The organism is Cryobacterium sp. TMN-39-2 (assembly GCF_004402745.1).
GTDB lineage: Bacteria > Actinomycetota > Actinomycetes > Actinomycetales > Microbacteriaceae > Cryobacterium > Cryobacterium zongtaii.
The window spans coordinates 69084-84480 of the sequence record NZ_SOFX01000047.1; the positions used below are offsets into that span (position 1 = coordinate 69084).

Consider the following 15397-nt stretch of genomic DNA (forward strand, 5'->3'; position numbering starts at 1 on the left):
TGGGTCAGATCCGGGTGGAGGCGCGCGTCGGGAGCGGGATGGGCTCGGCAACCGGGGTGCCGGGGTGGGTCAGCTCGGCGGCCGGGTCGGGCGCATCCGTGCCGTCGTCGTCTTTCAGGGTCTTGACTTCGCTCTTGAAGATGCGCATCGACTGGCCGACGCTGCGGGCCAGGCCCGGGAGCTTGGGGGCGCCGAACAACAGCAGAACAATCGCCAGGATGATGACCATGTGCCATCCGGTGAGGTTTGCAAGCATGATTTTCGCCTCTCGTCAGTGGGATGTAGAACGTCTGACGTCATACGCTACTGGAATTCGCCGGGAATGCAAGGGAATGCGGATCATTGGCCGAGTTCAGGCCGAGGTTCACCGTCTTCGGCGTCAGCCCAGCACCACCGCGGTGATGCGGGCGCGGAAGAACTCACCCTCACCTTGCCGACCGGTGCCCCACCACCACCCGGCGGTGAACGTGGCCGGCAGCGTCAGACCCGCGTACTCCTGCTCGCTGTGCACGGTGCAGCCGAAGGGATATCGTCCGAAAGGCGCCCCGCCGGGGTTCCCCCAGCGCCACAGGGACACGGACTGCACCTCACCGCGCGGCCCGATGCACAGTTCGGCGGATTCCGCTTCGCCGTCGACCTGCCACGTGCCGATGACGTGATCTGCCGAACGGCCGGCCGTCCAGACCGCCGTGCGGAAGCCGATGGGGGCGAGCACGATCTCGCTGGCCAGTCGCCCGGCGGCGCTGCGGGCCACGTCGGCGCCGACGGCGGTGACCACGGGAAAGAGCCCGAGCATCCGCCAGCGCATCTCCCCGGTGCCGGTGGTGAACCGGTCGAAGCCGCGCACGGGCAGCCCGGCCACCCAGGCCGTGGCCGCCCAGATGTAGCCGATGCCGGGAGCGAGGATCTGACGGGCGGAGAACCTCCGCCAGACGCCGAGCCTGATCTCGCCGCGCATGGTCAGCTGCACCGAGCTGGAGAGGGGCGTTCCCGTGGGGATGGCGTGAGTGAGCCAGCGCCGTGCGGGTTCGGGCAGTTGCGCCACGAGCTCAGGCGCGAAGGCCTCGGTCGGGTTGGGGCGGGCGGCCAGCTGGCGCCACGCCTCGCTCACCTGCCGGGCTTCGCCCGGCACGTGGTTGGCCGTCACGGCGTGGCCCCGGCGTTCGCGGTGCGGAACGGGTGCCGGGGCGCGCCGTGGGCCGGCGCCATCCCGTAGCGGGCGAGTACAAGCTGAACGGCGAGCCGTGGCGCATCGGGGTTCGCGGGTGCCCCGGTGATGAGCGCCCGCACGTACAGCGGACCGGCCAGCGCGTCGAGCACGAACTCGACATCGGTGTCCGGCAGTAGTTCAGCGGTGGCTATGCCGCGCTGGACGGCATCCCGCCACAGCCGTCGGGTGGGCTCGATGATCAGGGTGCGATAGCTCGTGGCGAGCTGAGGGTCGGTCGCCATCTCGGCGACGAGTCCGGGCAGCACCCGACCGAGCGGCGCGTGTGTGAGCGTCACCGACAGCCGGGTGGCGTAATCGAGCAGCTGTTCGGCGACGCTGCCGACGCGCACGCCGGTCTCCCCCGGCATCTGCGTGGCCATCGCCTCGACGACGAGCTGGGACTTGTGCGGCCACCGTCGGTACACGGTCGGCTTGCCCACCCCGGCCCGCCTGGCTACCCCGGCGATGGTGAAGCCGGCGTAGCCGACCTCACCGAGCAGATCGAGGGCCGCGGCGATGATGGCCGCGTCGACATCGGGATGCCGCGGGCGCCCGCGCTCCCGCGCCGACCCTCGTTGCGGTCGGGCGGCCAGGTCGTCCGGTGCCATCACGTATCTCCCTAATAACGTTACGGCTCGTAACGTTATGACGAGTGTATCGATGTGCGGCGGAAGCTGGTTTTCGGCCCGACTATCTGATAGATATAACTAGAAGATATAAGGAGTCCATTGATGGCTACGACAGACCAGACCCGGATGGCCGTCCTCGGCGGCCTGAGCATCGCGCCGATGACCGGGTACGCCCTGCGTGAGCAGATCCGGGATGCCCTCGGGCATTTCTGGGCGGAGAGCTTCGGGCAGATCTACCCCGCGCTCACCGCACTCGAGCGCGACGGGCTCATCGAGCGCCAGGCGGCCCTCCGCGCCGGCTCGTCCACGTTCGCCCTCACCCCGCTGGGCACTGAGCGCCTGCGCGAGTTGCTCGCCGAGGCCCCTCAGCCGGTGAAGCCGCGAAACGGTGTGCTGCTGCGGCTGTTCTTCGGGCGCCAACTCGGTCAGGAGGCCTGCCGGAAACTGGTGGCGGACACGCGGGCCACCGCCGAGGCCGAACTCGCCGGGATGTGCCGCATCCGCGAGGAGTTGGAGGCCGACACCGGACCGGATGCGCCGTACATTCTCCTCACCGTGCTGGCCGGCGAGCATGCCGCGCGCGCCTCGCTCGCCTGGGCGGATGAGGCGCTGGGTGTTCTCGACGGCCTGGCGTCGGCGGCCCCGCCCGCTGCCAACTCCGCCGCCACCCCCGCCCGGAAGCACTCATGAGCGCCGGTTCGACCGTCTCGCGCCGTCTTTTCCCACGGCGGCGAACCGCGATTGCCGTCGCACTCGGGTTCCTCGTTGTCGTGATCTTCCAGATCAGCCTGATGCTCGGTGCACCGTTCGGCGCCGCCGCGCTCGGTGGCGCGAATGCGGGCACCCTGCCGGCCGAGCTGCGGATGGTCAGCGCCGTGAGCGCGGTGATCTGGGTTGTCGCCGCGGTCATCGTGCTCGCTCGGGGTGGGCTCGGGATGCGCGTGCCACCCGCGTTGAGCCGTTGGGGCACCTGGGTGTTGGTGGGGTATCTCGCGCTGGGCGTGCTCATGAACCTGGCCTCATCCAGCCCCTGGGAACGGTTCGGCTGGGCCCCGTTCACGGCCGTGCTGTTCGGTCTGACGCTGCTTCTGGCGCTCAGTGAGCGAGAAGGCCCACGGGCCGGGCCGACGGGGGTGCCCCGGTGAGCGCCGGGGTGGTGACCGGCGCGGCCGTGCTGTTCTGTGTGCTCATGGCCAGTCTGATTGTCTTCCAGGCCGCACTCATCGCCGGGGCACCACTGGGGCAGTTCGCCTGGGGCGGGCAGGACCGGGTGCTGCCCATCCGGAAGCGCCTGGGCAGTGCCACGTCGATCGGTCTCTACCTGATCTTCGGGGTGCTCGTTGTGCAGCGCGCCGGACTGGCCGACATCATCCCGTGGCCCGGGTTCGTCATCGTTGCGACCTGGGTCCTGGCCGGCTACTTCCTGCTCGGCATCGTGCTCAATGCCGCCTCACGGTCGCGGCCGGAGCGGTGGACCATGGCGCCCCTCTGCGCGGTGCTGGCCGGCCTCACGGTGCTCGTCGCGCTGGGCTGACCTCGCCCGCTCGGGCGGCCCGGCCCGGCACGCGCTCGTCCCCGCGGCACGCGCTCGTCCCCGCGGCACGCGCTCGTCCCCGCGGCACGCGCTCGTCCCCGCGGCACGCGCTCTAGCGGGTGCCGCCGGGCATAAACCCTGCCGCCGGGCATAAACCGTGCCGCGAACAGCCGCGGCGGAGCGATCACTACGCCGTCGAGGTGGCCCTGGTGTCTCCAGCCACAGCCCGCGTGCGGCATCGGTGCAGGCTCTGTCGGAGCAGGTGCTCTCGGGTCCTGCCAGCGACCTCGGGCCACGGGCCACAACCTGCAGTACGGTGAACGCACATGCAATCGGGACCGCGTTGGCGTGTTCTCCCGAACGACCACACTCGAGAGGTGAACGGATGGCCGGTTCCGCCGTAGTCACCCCGGTCGCGCCCCGTCTGCAGCGGGACCGGTTCCTGGTGCCCGATGTGGCACGCGGCGTCGCCATCCTGGCCATGCTCATCGCGCACGCCGGCCCGCTGATGTTCGACCAGCCCGCCGCAACGGCCTTCCTGCAGGGCCAGTTGAACGATGTGGCCTCCCCACTGTTCGCCACCACCATGGGCGCCGCCGCGGCGATCGTGCTCGCCAAGGCCGGCACCGCGTCCGCCCAACGAACGGTGATCCTGCAGAACGTCATCCGGGGCGCCGTCCTGGTGCTGCTCGGGTTGCTGTTGTCCACCTGGGGCAGCTGGATCGCGATAGTGCTCTCCTTCCTGGGCATCGTGCTCGCCATCGGCACCCCACTGGTGCTGCTGGGCACCCGGGCGCTGGTCGCGGTGTTGGCGGCGGTGCTGGTGCTCGGTGCCCCCCTCAATGAGCTGATGCTGGCCGCCACCGGTCCGCTGATCACCCTGGGTGAGCGCACCCCGGCGAGCTTCCTCCTCGAGTGGCTCTTCCTCAGCCCGCACTATCGGGTGACCAATCTGCTGCCCTGGTTCCTGTTCGGGGCCCTGCTGTTCCGCATCCGTTTCGGTGGCCGCCGGGCGGGCTGGATTCTGATGGCGATCGCCGTGCCCGCCTGGTGGCTCGGGCCGCTCTGGCGCGGCGCGACCGGGGCTGAGTTCAGCCCGTCGGGCAGCTACCTCGACACCCTGCACGATGCCGGGCTGGTGCTCGGGGTGCTGGGCGTGATCATGCTGCTCGCGTCGCTGCGGGGGCGGCGAACCGCGGCCGTGGTGCGTGCGGTGTTCCTGCCGTTCGAGGCGATCGGCTCGATCTCGCTGTCGCTGTATGTGTTCCAGGTGGCCGTGGTGGGGTGGATGGCCGGCAACGGGATCAGCTACGGCAGCACCGACCCGGTCGCCTGGCTTGTGCTCGTGATCGGCGTGCCGATCGTGGGGATCCTTTGGTGGCGGTTTGTGGGCAAGGGCCCGATCGAGTGGCTGATCGGCGTGCTCTCGGGCCGGTACCGGCTCCGCCGCTCGAGCACCGTCGGTGCCGGCTCAGCGAGGTAACGCTGCCGGTTCGCGCGCCACCCCGAGTTGCTTCACATTCCCCGTTCGGGACGCCCGACGAGGTGTTTTCGGCAACTGGCGAAGATTCCGCTCGGCGACTTCGGGCGAAGCGCCCCTTGGACGCTCACCATGCGGCACTGTGCGACCACTCGGCGTCGACGCGGCACCGGGAGGCCGGACTAGGTTGCCGCCTGATGCAACGGCTCGAGCGCGGAGTCGAGGGCCGCTTCCAGCGGCCAGGCCGAGCGCATCGGCTGGCTGAGCACGAGACCACCCTGGATCGCGGCGAGGATCACCACGGCGATGCGCTGGGGGTCGACCGCCTGGTCGATCAGCCCGCCGGCCTGCATTTTCGTCACGCCCGCTGCCAGGGTGTCCCGCCACTGGGCCATGCTGGCGCTGAAGAAGGCTTCGAGGTCGGGGTCGGTCATCGCGGCCTGCGTCGCCAGCGACCCGATCGGGCACGCCCACCGGCCGAGGCCGAGGTAGTAATCCACCAGCGCGGCGCGCCACGCGTTCCAAGACTCCCAGGTGCTCAGGTCGTGGATGTAGGGCTCCTGCGCCGCGAGCAACTGCTGGCCTTCCCAGGTCGCGACCTCGCGCACCAGTTCGGTCTTGCCGCCGGGAAAGTAGTGGAAGAGCTGGCTCTTGCTGGTGAGGGTGGCGGCGCGAACGGTGTCCAGGGTGGTGCCGCCGATGCCCGCGGCGAGGATCTGCTCTCCGGTGGCCTCGATGATCCGCTGGCGGGTGGCCCGGCCCCGCGCGGTGATCTTCGTCTCCTCCATGCGTCGATCGTAGCGTACTGGACCGCACGGTCCAGGGTGTGGTACGAATGGACCGTGAAGTCCAATAGTGAACTCCAGCCCCAGCCCCGGCCCCAGCCCCTGTCCCCCGATTCCCGATCGCCCTTCGGGGCCGAATCGACCGCACTCGACGTGGTGCGCGGCCTCGACCTGGGCGGAAGCTCCGCCCTGGTGACCGGGGCCAGTTCCGGCATCGGGGTGGAGACCGCGCGGGCGTTGGCCGCCGCGGGCGCGAGCGTCACCCTCGCGGTGCGGGATCTGGCGGCCGGCGCCCGCACCGCGGAGGAGATCCGCTCGAGCACCGGCAACAGTGCCGTGCGGGTGGCCCACCTCGACCTGGCCGACCTGGGCACGGTGCGGGCGTTGGCGGCGGGGTGGTCGGGCCCGTTGCACATCCTGGTCAACAACGCCGGCATCATGCACACCCCGGAATTGCGGACGCTCTCCGGGTGGGAGATGCAGTTCGCGGTGAACCACCTGGGCCACTTCGCTCTCGCGACGGCGCTGCACCCGGCGCTGGCCGCCGCCGACGGGGCCCGGATCGTGGCGGTGAGCTCCAGCGGGCACGGCTCGAGCGGCATCCGGTTCGACGACCTGTTCTTTGAGCGGGATGCCTACGACTCATCGCTGGCGTACGGGCAGTCGAAGACCGCGAACGTGCTGTTCGCCCTCGAGGCCACCCGGAGGTGGGCGGACGACGGCATCGCCGCAGCCGCCCTGATGCCGGGCGGCATCTGGACGAACCTGCAGCGGCACTGGGACCCCGAGGTGCTGGCGGGGATGACGAGCCGGTATCCGGGCAAGAGCCCTGCGCAGGGAGCCGCGACCTCGGTGTTCGTAGCCACCCGGGCGACGCTCGGGGCGGGAACGCCGGGCTACTACGAGGACTGCCACCCGGCGGCCGTGGTGCCCGCCATCGTCGACGGCATCCACGGGGTGCTCCCCCACGCGCTCGACCCCGACACCGCCCGCCGGCTGTGGGACGTGTCCGCCGGGCTGGTCGCGTCCGCCTGACCGCCCACAGGCGACGTATCCGGGGTCACGACCAGTCCGGTGGAGTTTGTCGAGACCTGGCGGCTAGGCCACCGACCAGCCGCCGTCGCTGGCCAGCACCTGGCCGTTCACGTTCACGCCGTCGTCGCTGAGCAGGAAGGTGATCGACGCGGCGAGCGCATCCGCCTCGACGGCGTCGGTCAGCACCGCCATGCCGGCGCGCACCCGCTGGGCACCGAGCTCAGACGCGAACTTCGCCTCGATGTTGGTGATGACGGGGCCGGGGGCCACCGCGTTCACCCGGATGCCGCTGGGTCCGTACATGTACGCGCTGCTCTTGGTCAGCCCCACGACGGCGTGCTTGGACGCCGTGTAGGCCACGCCGGCCGCAGAGCCGCGGAGTGCCGCCTCTGAGGCCACGTTGACGATGGAGCCGTACTGGCGCTCGAGCATTCCGGGCACCACGGCGCGCATGAGCTTCATGCTGCCGTCCACGTTGATCGCGAACACCCGCTGCCAGACGGCGTCGGTCACCTCGTGCACCGGGGTCATGTCGTCCATGATGCCGGCGACGTTGGCGAGGGCGTCGATCTGGCCGCCGGCGGCTTCGACGATCGCGGCGATGGCGGTGTCGTCGGTGATGTTCGCCACCACCGGAACGATGTCGGCGCCGGCGAGCTCGGCCACGAAATCGTCGAGGCGTTCCCCGGAGATGTCGACGGCGATCACCCGGCCGCCCTCCCGGGCGACCCTGGCGGCGGTGGCCCGGCCGATGCCGGAACCGGCTCCGGTGACGATGACGGTCTTGCCGGTGAACCGGCCCGCGTCGATGCGTTCGACCCACTCGGGGCGTTCGACGGCGGCGGGGCCGGCGGTTGCCGGGGCGGCGGGCGGCGCATCCGTTGCCGCGGCGGAGGCCGGCACGTCACCGGCCGCGACCCGGCGCACCAGGTCGTCGATCAGCTCGGGCGGGAACTGACCCTTGCTGAGCTTGACCAGACGCTTGATCGCGAGCTTGCGCACCGGGCGCAGCGCGTCGGCGCTCTGGCCGCCCTGGGCGAGCAGGTCGCGCAGGATGGGTCCGCCGATCGGGTCGTCGAGCCAGGAGCCTACGGAGGAATCGGCGGTGAGGATGCTCTGGGTCATGCGAGTGGTTCCTTTTCTTTCGGGATGACCGTCTCCGCGGGGTTGACGGAGACGGAAGTTGCGGCCGCGTGCAGGGCGGCGAGGTAGCCGAACACCATGGCGGGGGCGATTGTGGAGCCGGGACCCGGGTAGGTGTGGCCCATCACGGAGGCCGTGGTGTTGCCGGCGGCGTAGAGTCCCGGGATCGGGGTGCCGGCCTCGGTGAGCACCTGGCCGTTCTCGTCGGTGAGCAGGCCGCCCTTGGTGCCGAGGTCACCCGGCACGACCTTGACCGCCGTGAACGGGCCTTTTTCGAGCGGGCCGAGGTTGGGGTTGGGTTTGACGCTCGGGTCGCCGTAGTAGTTGTCGTAGACGGTTCGGCCGCGGCCGAAGTCCAGGTCCACCCCGCTTCGGGCGAAGCCGTTGAACCTCTCGACGGTGGCCCGCAGCGCTCCCGGGTCGATGTTCAGCCGGTCGGCGAGCTCCTCGAGGGTGTCGGCGGTGACGACGATGCCGTTGGCCCGCAGGGCCTTGCCGCCCATCAGCAGCGGCGAGAACAGGTACCGGCGGCGGTGCCGCACGTCCACGATCAACCATGACGGGATCGTCGGCGTGTGCCGGTGGTGCTCGATCATGTCGTGGCCGAAGTCGATGTAGCTCTCGGACTCATTGGTGTACCGGGAGCCGGCCTGGTCGACGATGATCCCGAAGGGCATCGACCGCTCGGAGAGCATGAACTGGGCCGTGCCGTCGACCATCGGCACGGCGGAGCCCCACCAGGCGTCGTCCATCATCGCCAGCGCACCGCCGGCCTTGACGCCCACGTCGATGGCGGTGCCCTGGTCGCCGGCGGCCGCCGAGCTGTTGCCGGGCATGCCGTGGTACTTCTGGCGCCACTCCTGGTTCTGGGCGAAGCCGCCGGCGCCGAGAACCACGCCGGCCCGGGCCCGGATGCGCACCGGTCCGGCCCAGGTGGTGACGATCGCGCCGACCACGCGGCCGTCCTCGAGCACCAGCTCGGTGACCGGGGAGTCCAGGAGCACCTCGGTGCCCTGCCTGCGCACGATCTCCATCAGCGACATCACCAGGGCGCCGCCGAGCCCGTGCAGGCGCTTGCCGGTGACGATGCCGCCGAGAGTGCGGAAGACGAAGCGGGCGCCGCGCACGAAGCCGCTCGGCGTGGACCAGGCCCTGGACAGCAGCCAGACGTCGTCGGTCTTCAACGGTGCCGGGATGCCCTCATCGGCGCGGGAGGACTTCACCCAGTCGCCCAGGCGCTTGGCATCGAAGGGTTGCACCTCGATGCCACGGCCGACCCTGCCGCCGGGCCGGTCCGGGTAGTAGTCGGGGTAGTCCTTCGCCGCGCACCAGCGCACACCGAGGCCGGCGAGCAGGCCGAACACCCGCGGCACGGCATCCACGAAGGCCTCTCGACGCTCGATGGAACTGGCCGGGCCGGCGTCACCGATTGCCGCTGCCATGTAGGCGAGGGCGTCGGCGCGGGAGTCCTGGATGCCGAGCTTCTTCATCAACGGGTTGTTCGGCATCCACAGGCCGCCACCGCTGAGCATGGTGGTGCCGCCCCAGCGGCCGGTGCTCTCGACGATGAGGGCGGTGAGTCCAGCGTCGGCGGCGGTGATGGCGGCGGTCAATCCCGCGGCGCCCGATCCTGCTACAAGTACGTCAACTTCGCGATCCCAGTGGGCGGTCATGACTCCTCCTCGATCCGGACAACACTGTCCGGATGTAACCTACCTCGGTGGGCACAAATTCCAAAGCGAATCGGGGGCCGAGTGCCGGACCCGAAAACCGCCGGGCGCTCCTCGCCGCCGCGCGGGAGGTCTTTGCCGCCGACGGCTTCTCCGCGCCGCTGAGCGCGGTGGCCCGCCGGGCCGGCGTGGGCCAGGGCAGTCTCTACAGGCATTTCCCCGATCGCACCGCCCTGGCGATCGCCATCTTCGACGAGAACCTCGCGGCGCTCGAGACCTTCGTGGACCGGCCGGAGAGCACCCTCGACGACCTGCTGGACCGGGTGATCGAACAGGCGCTGGCCTCGACGGCGCTCATCGACCTGGTGATGGCGGATGCCCACGATCCCCGCGCGGTGCACCTGGCCGACCGGCTCGACATCGTCGTGGCGCGTCTCCTCGTGCGCGAGCAGGCGGCCGGCCGGATCGGCGAACACGTCGGTACCGCCGATGTGATCCTCGCGGTGTCGATGCTGGCCGGGGTGCTGGCCCGCAGCGACGCCGCCGACCGCCCGGATGTGGCCCGGCGGGCATGGGGTCTCTTCCACGCGGCGTTCACCCCGCGCTGAGCGGCCAGACGGACGGCAACATGGTGGGGCGGGGCTGCTCGTCCGCGGGTGGGCAACCCGGTGCCGCGGCGGCATACTGACGGCAACATCCGTCTGTGACACCTGCGGAAGGTACCCCGTGAGCTTCTGGATCTGTGCCACCTGTGGCGTCGAGCACGCCGAGAACACCGGCGTATGCGCCATCTGCGCCGATGAACGGCAGTGGGTGCCGGCCGACGGCCAGCGGTGGACCACGCTGGCCGACCTGTACGAGGCGGGCTACCGGGCCGAGCTCCTCGAGCTCGAACCCGACCTGTTCGGCATCGAGAGCACCCCGACCGTGGGCATCGGCCAGCAGACCAAGTTGCTCTGCACCCCCACGGGCAGCGTGCTCTGGGACCCGATCGGCTTCGTGGACGACGACATCGCCGGCCGGGTGCTCGAACGCGGGCCGGTGCGCGCGATCGTGGCCAGCCATCCGCACATGTTCGGCCTGCAGGTGGAGTGGAGTAGGGCGCTCGGCGGTGTGCCCGTGCTGGTGGCCGAGGCCGACCTGGCCTGGGTGGCCCGACCCGACCCGGTGATCCGGGCATGGTCGGGCGAGGTGCGCCTGTTGCCCGGCGTCACGCTGATGCAGGTGGGCGGCCACTTCCCCGGCAGCGGGGTACTGCACTGGGCGGCCGGCGCGGCGGGGCGCGGCGTGCTGCTCAGCGGCGACACAGTGTTCGCCAACCCCGACCGCACCTCTGTGAGCTTCATGCGCAGCTACCCCAACCGGTTGCCGCTGTCGGGTCCGGTGGTGGAGCGGATCGCCCGCACCCTCGAGCGGTTGACCTTCGACCGGCTGTACGGCAACTTCGACACCGTGATCGCGGCGGATGCCCGCGCCGTGGTGCGCCGATCGGCCGACCGGCACTGGGGCTGGGTGCGCGGCGACTTCGACGACCTCACCTGAGGCGCGTGGGTCACTCGGCTCGCGGGGTCCGCTCTGGCGGTTCGGGGAGGATGCGCAGGCCGGCCGGGGTGTTCGCCACCTGCACGAGTTCATCGATCCAGGTGCGGTTGAGCGTGGGCTCCCGCTTGCCGGAGAACTCGAAATCGAGGGGTACCGCGGGGTTCAGCCAGATGGAGCTGTGGCCACTGCCCGAGTCCTTGGACCGTTCCCAGGAGAATGCGAAACTCTCGCCCCGGCGCAGTTTGGCCACGATCACGACCTTGAGGTGCGCGAGTGTGCGGTCGTCGATCTCTACCGAGATCGCCGGCGTCCCGTAGATGAACTTGCCCATCACATTCCTCGTTTTGCACATTCCTCGTTGTGACCGGAGGGCCCGCACGATGCGAGGACCGGCGCGGACTGCTGTCTCACGACGGAGTGTAGGCCGAGGTGGCTTCGCTGGCTATGACACTCGGCACCCGCCGGTCGTCACCGGTCGAACAACCCGTCGCTGCCCTGGTCGATTTCCTCGACTGCCCTGTTGAAGTCCGCGGCGTGCTCCTCGGCCTCTGCCTCGGTCTCGGCCGATGGCTCCTTCACCGCGAGGATGTGGCTGGGCGGGAAGACCGGCAGGGGAAAGAGCGCGATCTCACCCGCGAGCGAGTCCTCCGCGACATCGGCCACATTCAGTTCGGTGGCCGGGCCGAGCACGAGAGTGTGCGTGCGGGTGCTGCCGTCGGGTTCGAGCACCTGGATCTCCACCGCAATGCTCTCCTCACCCTGGGAGTGCGCGGTGACGTAGTCGAGTAAGGCTTCCGCGACGTCGTCGCCGGTGAGGATGGTGCCACCGGCGTAGGTGATGAGCTTCATGCCACCGACGATAACCGCGCGGCGGGGTCTTGGGAATGACCTCGGCCGGGCAGCTGCTACCCGACGAGCGCCTGCACGGCGGCCGATCCTTCGGGCAGCACCAGGTCGATCCGCGCCGCGCCCAGACGGACGGTGACGACGGATGCGCCCAGGTAGGTCGGGTGCGGCGCCAGCACGATCTCATCGATCGCGGCCAACGGGATGCTCGTGTGCGAGCGCGACAGATCGGGGGTGCTTCCGCGCACCAGCCAGCCCTTGCGGCCGACGATGTGCAGCTCACGGTCGGTGCGGCACAGCACCGCTCCGTGCAGGGTCATCGGGTAGAAAGCGTGCACGGCCCGATTGACCAGGCCGCCGCGGGGCGGTAAGACCATCCGGCCGTGGGCGGCGAGCAGGATCGCCCCGAGCTCGTGGCGCATCACGTCGAAGTATGAGGTGACCAGGCCCACATCTTCCTTGCCCAGGTCGAGCAGATCGAGGTCGGCGGGCGGGGCATCCGCTTCGGGGATCGTCACGGCGGGCGTGGGCCGCAGCGCCGCCAGCGTGAGTTCGCTCAGCACGTCGATGAGGCGGGTGATCACCTGTTGCGACGACCCGTTGTACGGCACGGTGAGGGTCTCGCCCGTGCGGGCCAGGATGTCGAGGCGGCCGTCCACCATGTCGATGGTTTCGGTGACCGCAGCGACGTCGCCGTAGCCGAGGGTCCTCTCGGTGTAGCCGCGGGGGCTCCCGCTGGTGTCGGCGTTCGCACGGCTCAGCACGACGAGCGTCTCCGGGGCCGCGATGATCAGGTGGTCGTACAGGTCCATCGTGGGCAGCGCATCGCGCCGGCTGATGTTGCGGGGCACCTTGAGCACAAGCCGGCTGGTGACAAAATCCACCGGGTAGTCCCGGTACAGGCCGGGGACCTCTGTGGCGTCGTGCACCCGGTCCACCCAGGGGCCGAAGGCATCGAATTCCGCCGATCGTGTCATATCCGTCGAACTCACTGGCCGCTTTCCGGGGCCTCCGCGCCGGTGCGTGCCCCCCGCGGCCACAGTGCCGCTGAGGATCAGGCTAGACCTTCCACGCCTCCGGCCGTGACCACGAAATTCCGGGCGGCCCCCGAACCGCGCGCAGACGAATCCGCTTTCGAGAGTGCTAGCACGCGGGAGGCGTGTGGCGGACTTCGCCGCGCCGGACCGTTTCGGAGAAGTGCACAGCTCTCTCCCCAGCTTTTCCACAGCCCAATCCACAGCCTCAGCGCGGTGATTCCGGGGTTTTCCACACCCTGTCCACAGGGTTATCCACAGGTTGGAATGGGAAAGTACTTTCGAACAATCTCGTACTCCCGGTATTCGGGCCCGGTGCCGAGCCCTAGGAGCGCGATGCGGCCGGAGCTACACTCACCGCATGGAAACGCAGCATTTCTCAATTGTGGTGAATGCACCGGCCGCCATCGTCTGGCAGACGATGTTCGACGATTCCACCTACCGGCAGTGGACGAGCGTGTTCAACCCGGACTCCTACTTCGAGGGTGACTGGTTGCCCGGCAGCGAGATCCGGTTTCTCGGCAGCAATCCCGGCGGTGAACTGAACGGCCTGAACGGCATGTACGGGGTGATCACCGAACATCGTCCGTACGAGTTCGTGCTGATCGAGTACCAGGGCCAGATCGTGAACGACGTCGATGACACCACCAGCCGGGAGGCCAGGCAACTGATCGGCGCGCGCGAGGCCTACTCTTTCAGCGAGGTCGACGGGGTGACGACGGTGACGATCGACGTGGACACCGCGGACACCTACGCCGAACTGTTCGGTGAGCTGTGGCCAAAGGGGCTGGCCAAGCTCAAGGGTCTGGCAGAGGCAGCCTGGGCGCAGCGGGCAGCCGAACCGGCTGCGCGGACGCGTGACCGGAGCTACACTCCCGCCATGGAAACCATGCATTTCTCAACCCAGATCAATGCCCCGGCCGAAATCGTCTGGGAGACGATGCTCGACGACGCCACCTACCGGCAGTGGACCAGCGTGTTCAACCCGGGGTCATATTTCCTCGGCAGCTGGTTGCCCGGCAGCGAGATCCGGTTTTTCGGCAGCGACGAGGACGGGGACGAGGGCGGCATGGTCGGGGTGATCGTCGAGCACCGCCCGCACGAGTTCCTCTCCATCGAGTACCGCGGGCAGATCGTGAACGGCATCGAGGACACCACCAGTGACGCCGCCAAACGGTTGATCGGCACCCACGAGAACTACACCTTCACCGAGGCCGACGGGGTCACCACCCTGACGGTGGATGTGGACGTGGACGATGAGTGGGCCGGTATGTTCGGCGAACAGTGGCCCCTGAGCCTCGAGAAGCTCACCCAGCTCGCCGAGGCCGAGGTGGCCACGCGCGGTCAGCATCCGGCCGACTAGTCGGACCTCGCCACCGTACGGGACGCCGGGTTCGCGCAGGCCTGGAAGATGCCGGCCAGTGCCGCCCACTGCAGCAGGATGACTGTCTTGCCGTCGACGATGCGGCCGTCGGCCACCATGGCCAGGGCGTCGTCAATGGGCACCTCGAGCACCTCGATGTCTTCGCCCTCCTCGGCGAGACCGCCCCCGGAGTCGACCCGGTCGGCCGGCCCGTACCCGGCCAGATAGAAGTGCACCAGCTCGGTGACCGAGCCCGGGCTCATGTACAGGTCGAAGACGTGCCGCACCGCGCCGACCCTCACGCCGAACTCCTCGCCGGCCTCCCGGCGGATCGCCACCTCGGGGGCGTCGTCGTCGAGCAGCCCGGCCGCGGTTTCGATGAGCATTCCGTCGGCGTGGCCGTTGACGTAGGCGGCGTAGCGGAACTGCCGGGTGAGCAGCACGGTGCGCCGGTCCGGGTCATAGAGCAGGATGGTGGCGCCGTTGCCGCGGTCGTACGTTTCCCGCTGCTCGGTGACGACCTGGCCATTGCGCCGCCGGTAACCGAAGGTGGTGCGCCGCAGCACATGCCATCCGTCGGAGGTCACCTCCACCCGCTCGACCGTGACGGCCGGGTTGCCATGCAGGCCGGTGCCGGCCTGGTCCAGGCCGGTACGCCCCCGACCGTCCGGCAGGTCGACGCCGAGCCGCCCGAGTGCGACCGGGGTCACCGGTGCGCCGATGCTTCGACGAGGCCCGGGATCTCAGTGATGCTGGTGTACACCGGGATGCCCCGGCGCCGGGCGATGGCGACGTCCTGGTCGGCGCCGCGGGAGTCGCCGGGCAGCCTCAGCACGCCGTCGCACCTCTCGAGCAGGCGCTCGGCCGTTGGATACATCACGTCGGCGGCCAGCGGGTGGGCCACATCCGTCACCCCGGCGCTGGCGAGAACCGGCAGCGCCACCCACTCGCCGATCATCGGCAGGTGGCCGGCCTGGAAGATCGGCCAGGCCGCCTCCTCGAGGCGGGCGAGGTTCTGGCGAAGGAGCACGGGGTCGTCGCCGGTGCCCGAACGGTAGGGGCCGGCGATCAGGATCATCAGGGAGCTGGTCATGTCCGCTACAGTAATACAACGTGCAGAAACATG

The 15397-nt window shown here is 69.8% G+C and carries 19 protein-coding genes; 8 read left to right on the forward strand and 11 right to left on the reverse strand.

Going from position 1 to position 15397, the window contains the following annotated elements:
• Positions 1–4: 4 nt before the first annotated feature.
• From tatA to E3O57_RS18135, 3 genes are all read right to left on the reverse strand, one after another.
• Complete coding sequence (tatA, locus tag E3O57_RS18125) at positions 5–256, reverse strand: Sec-independent protein translocase subunit TatA (protein ID WP_103480019.1); 252 nt, start codon at positions 254–256, stop codon at positions 5–7.
• A gap of 123 nt (positions 257–379) precedes the next feature.
• A complete protein-coding gene (locus E3O57_RS18130) occupies positions 380–1147 on the reverse strand; it encodes a DUF6544 family protein (protein WP_103480020.1) in 768 nt (255 codons plus the stop codon).
• Positions 1144–1818 carry a TetR/AcrR family transcriptional regulator gene (locus tag E3O57_RS18135; protein ID WP_103480021.1) on the reverse strand — a complete coding sequence of 225 codons (675 nt, stop codon included), beginning with the start codon at positions 1816–1818 and terminating at the stop codon, positions 1144–1146. The genes E3O57_RS18130 and E3O57_RS18135 overlap by 4 nt, the downstream gene beginning before the upstream one ends.
• A gap of 123 nt (positions 1819–1941) precedes the next feature.
• On the opposite strand from E3O57_RS18135, the gene E3O57_RS18140 reads away from it, so the two are divergent.
• The 4 genes from E3O57_RS18140 (at position 1942) to E3O57_RS18155 (ending at position 4856) form a co-directional block, all read left to right on the forward strand.
• Positions 1942–2529: a PadR family transcriptional regulator gene (locus E3O57_RS18140; RefSeq protein WP_103480022.1), complete on the forward strand. Its 588-nt coding sequence runs from the start codon at positions 1942–1944 to the stop codon at positions 2527–2529.
• Positions 2526–2984, forward strand: coding sequence for a hypothetical protein (locus tag E3O57_RS18145; protein WP_103480023.1), 459 nt, complete (start codon positions 2526–2528; stop codon positions 2982–2984). The genes E3O57_RS18140 and E3O57_RS18145 overlap by 4 nt, the downstream gene beginning before the upstream one ends.
• Positions 2985–3028: 44 nt before the next feature.
• A complete protein-coding gene (locus tag E3O57_RS18150) occupies positions 3029–3373 on the forward strand; it encodes a hypothetical protein (protein ID WP_103480070.1) in 345 nt (114 codons plus the stop codon).
• A gap of 385 nt (positions 3374–3758) precedes the next feature.
• Complete coding sequence (locus tag E3O57_RS18155; RefSeq protein WP_103460217.1) at positions 3759–4856, forward strand: hypothetical protein; 1098 nt, start codon at positions 3759–3761, stop codon at positions 4854–4856.
• A 179-nt stretch (positions 4857–5035) separates the two neighbouring features.
• On the opposite strand, the gene E3O57_RS18160 is transcribed toward E3O57_RS18155, so the two are convergent.
• Positions 5036–5641 (reverse strand): TetR/AcrR family transcriptional regulator, encoded by a 606-nt coding sequence (locus E3O57_RS18160; RefSeq protein ID WP_103460216.1) that lies wholly within the window; start codon positions 5639–5641, stop codon positions 5036–5038.
• Between the two features lie 54 nt (positions 5642–5695).
• On the opposite strand from E3O57_RS18160, the gene E3O57_RS18165 reads away from it, so the two are divergent.
• Positions 5696–6673, forward strand: a complete 978-nt coding sequence (locus E3O57_RS18165; RefSeq protein ID WP_241990497.1) for an SDR family NAD(P)-dependent oxidoreductase — start codon at positions 5696–5698, stop codon at positions 6671–6673.
• Between the two features lie 63 nt (positions 6674–6736).
• Here E3O57_RS18165 and E3O57_RS18170 read toward each other — a convergent pair whose 3' ends face one another.
• Together E3O57_RS18170 and E3O57_RS18175 are read right to left on the reverse strand one after the other, a co-directional pair.
• Positions 6737–7798, reverse strand: coding sequence for an SDR family NAD(P)-dependent oxidoreductase (locus tag E3O57_RS18170; protein WP_103480024.1), 1062 nt, complete (start codon positions 7796–7798; stop codon positions 6737–6739).
• The gene (locus tag E3O57_RS18175; RefSeq protein WP_103480025.1) at positions 7795–9489 is read right to left on the reverse strand and encodes an FAD-binding protein; all 1695 of its coding nucleotides are present in this window, start codon (positions 9487–9489) and stop codon (positions 7795–7797) included. The genes E3O57_RS18170 and E3O57_RS18175 overlap by 4 nt, the downstream gene beginning before the upstream one ends.
• 47 nt (positions 9490–9536) lie before the next feature.
• On the opposite strand from E3O57_RS18175, the gene E3O57_RS19170 reads away from it, so the two are divergent.
• Positions 9537–10094 (forward strand): TetR/AcrR family transcriptional regulator, encoded by a 558-nt coding sequence (locus E3O57_RS19170; RefSeq protein WP_103460213.1) that lies wholly within the window; start codon positions 9537–9539, stop codon positions 10092–10094.
• A gap of 118 nt (positions 10095–10212) precedes the next feature.
• A complete protein-coding gene (locus E3O57_RS18185) occupies positions 10213–11028 on the forward strand; it encodes an MBL fold metallo-hydrolase (protein ID WP_103460212.1) in 816 nt (271 codons plus the stop codon).
• Positions 11029–11038: 10 nt separating this feature from the next.
• Here E3O57_RS18185 and E3O57_RS18190 read toward each other — a convergent pair whose 3' ends face one another.
• The 3 genes from E3O57_RS18190 to E3O57_RS18200 all read right to left on the reverse strand — a co-directional run bounded on the left by E3O57_RS18190 (position 11039) and on the right by E3O57_RS18200 (position 12851).
• Entirely contained in the window at positions 11039–11359 is a 321-nt protein-coding gene (locus E3O57_RS18190; RefSeq protein WP_088457684.1) for an ATP-dependent DNA ligase, read from the reverse strand.
• Positions 11360–11496: 137 nt separating this feature from the next.
• Complete coding sequence (locus E3O57_RS18195; protein WP_088457685.1) at positions 11497–11877, reverse strand: hypothetical protein; 381 nt, start codon at positions 11875–11877, stop codon at positions 11497–11499.
• A gap of 56 nt (positions 11878–11933) precedes the next feature.
• On the reverse strand, positions 11934–12851 hold the full coding sequence (locus E3O57_RS18200) for a hypothetical protein (RefSeq protein ID WP_103480026.1): 918 nt from the start codon (positions 12849–12851) through the stop codon (positions 11934–11936).
• A gap of 418 nt (positions 12852–13269) precedes the next feature.
• Between E3O57_RS18200 and E3O57_RS18205 the strand changes: the two genes are divergently transcribed.
• Positions 13270–14271 (forward strand): SRPBCC family protein, encoded by a 1002-nt coding sequence (locus E3O57_RS18205; RefSeq protein WP_103460210.1) that lies wholly within the window; start codon positions 13270–13272, stop codon positions 14269–14271.
• Here E3O57_RS18205 and E3O57_RS18210 read toward each other — a convergent pair.
• Together E3O57_RS18210 and E3O57_RS18215 are read right to left on the reverse strand one after the other, a co-directional pair.
• Positions 14268–14981 (reverse strand): NUDIX domain-containing protein, encoded by a 714-nt coding sequence (locus E3O57_RS18210; RefSeq protein ID WP_103480027.1) that lies wholly within the window; start codon positions 14979–14981, stop codon positions 14268–14270. The genes E3O57_RS18205 and E3O57_RS18210 overlap by 4 nt on opposite strands.
• Positions 14978–15364, reverse strand: coding sequence for a DUF4406 domain-containing protein (locus tag E3O57_RS18215; RefSeq protein ID WP_241990498.1), 387 nt, complete (start codon positions 15362–15364; stop codon positions 14978–14980). The genes E3O57_RS18210 and E3O57_RS18215 overlap by 4 nt, the downstream gene beginning before the upstream one ends.
• Between the last annotated feature and the right edge of the window lie 33 nt (positions 15365–15397).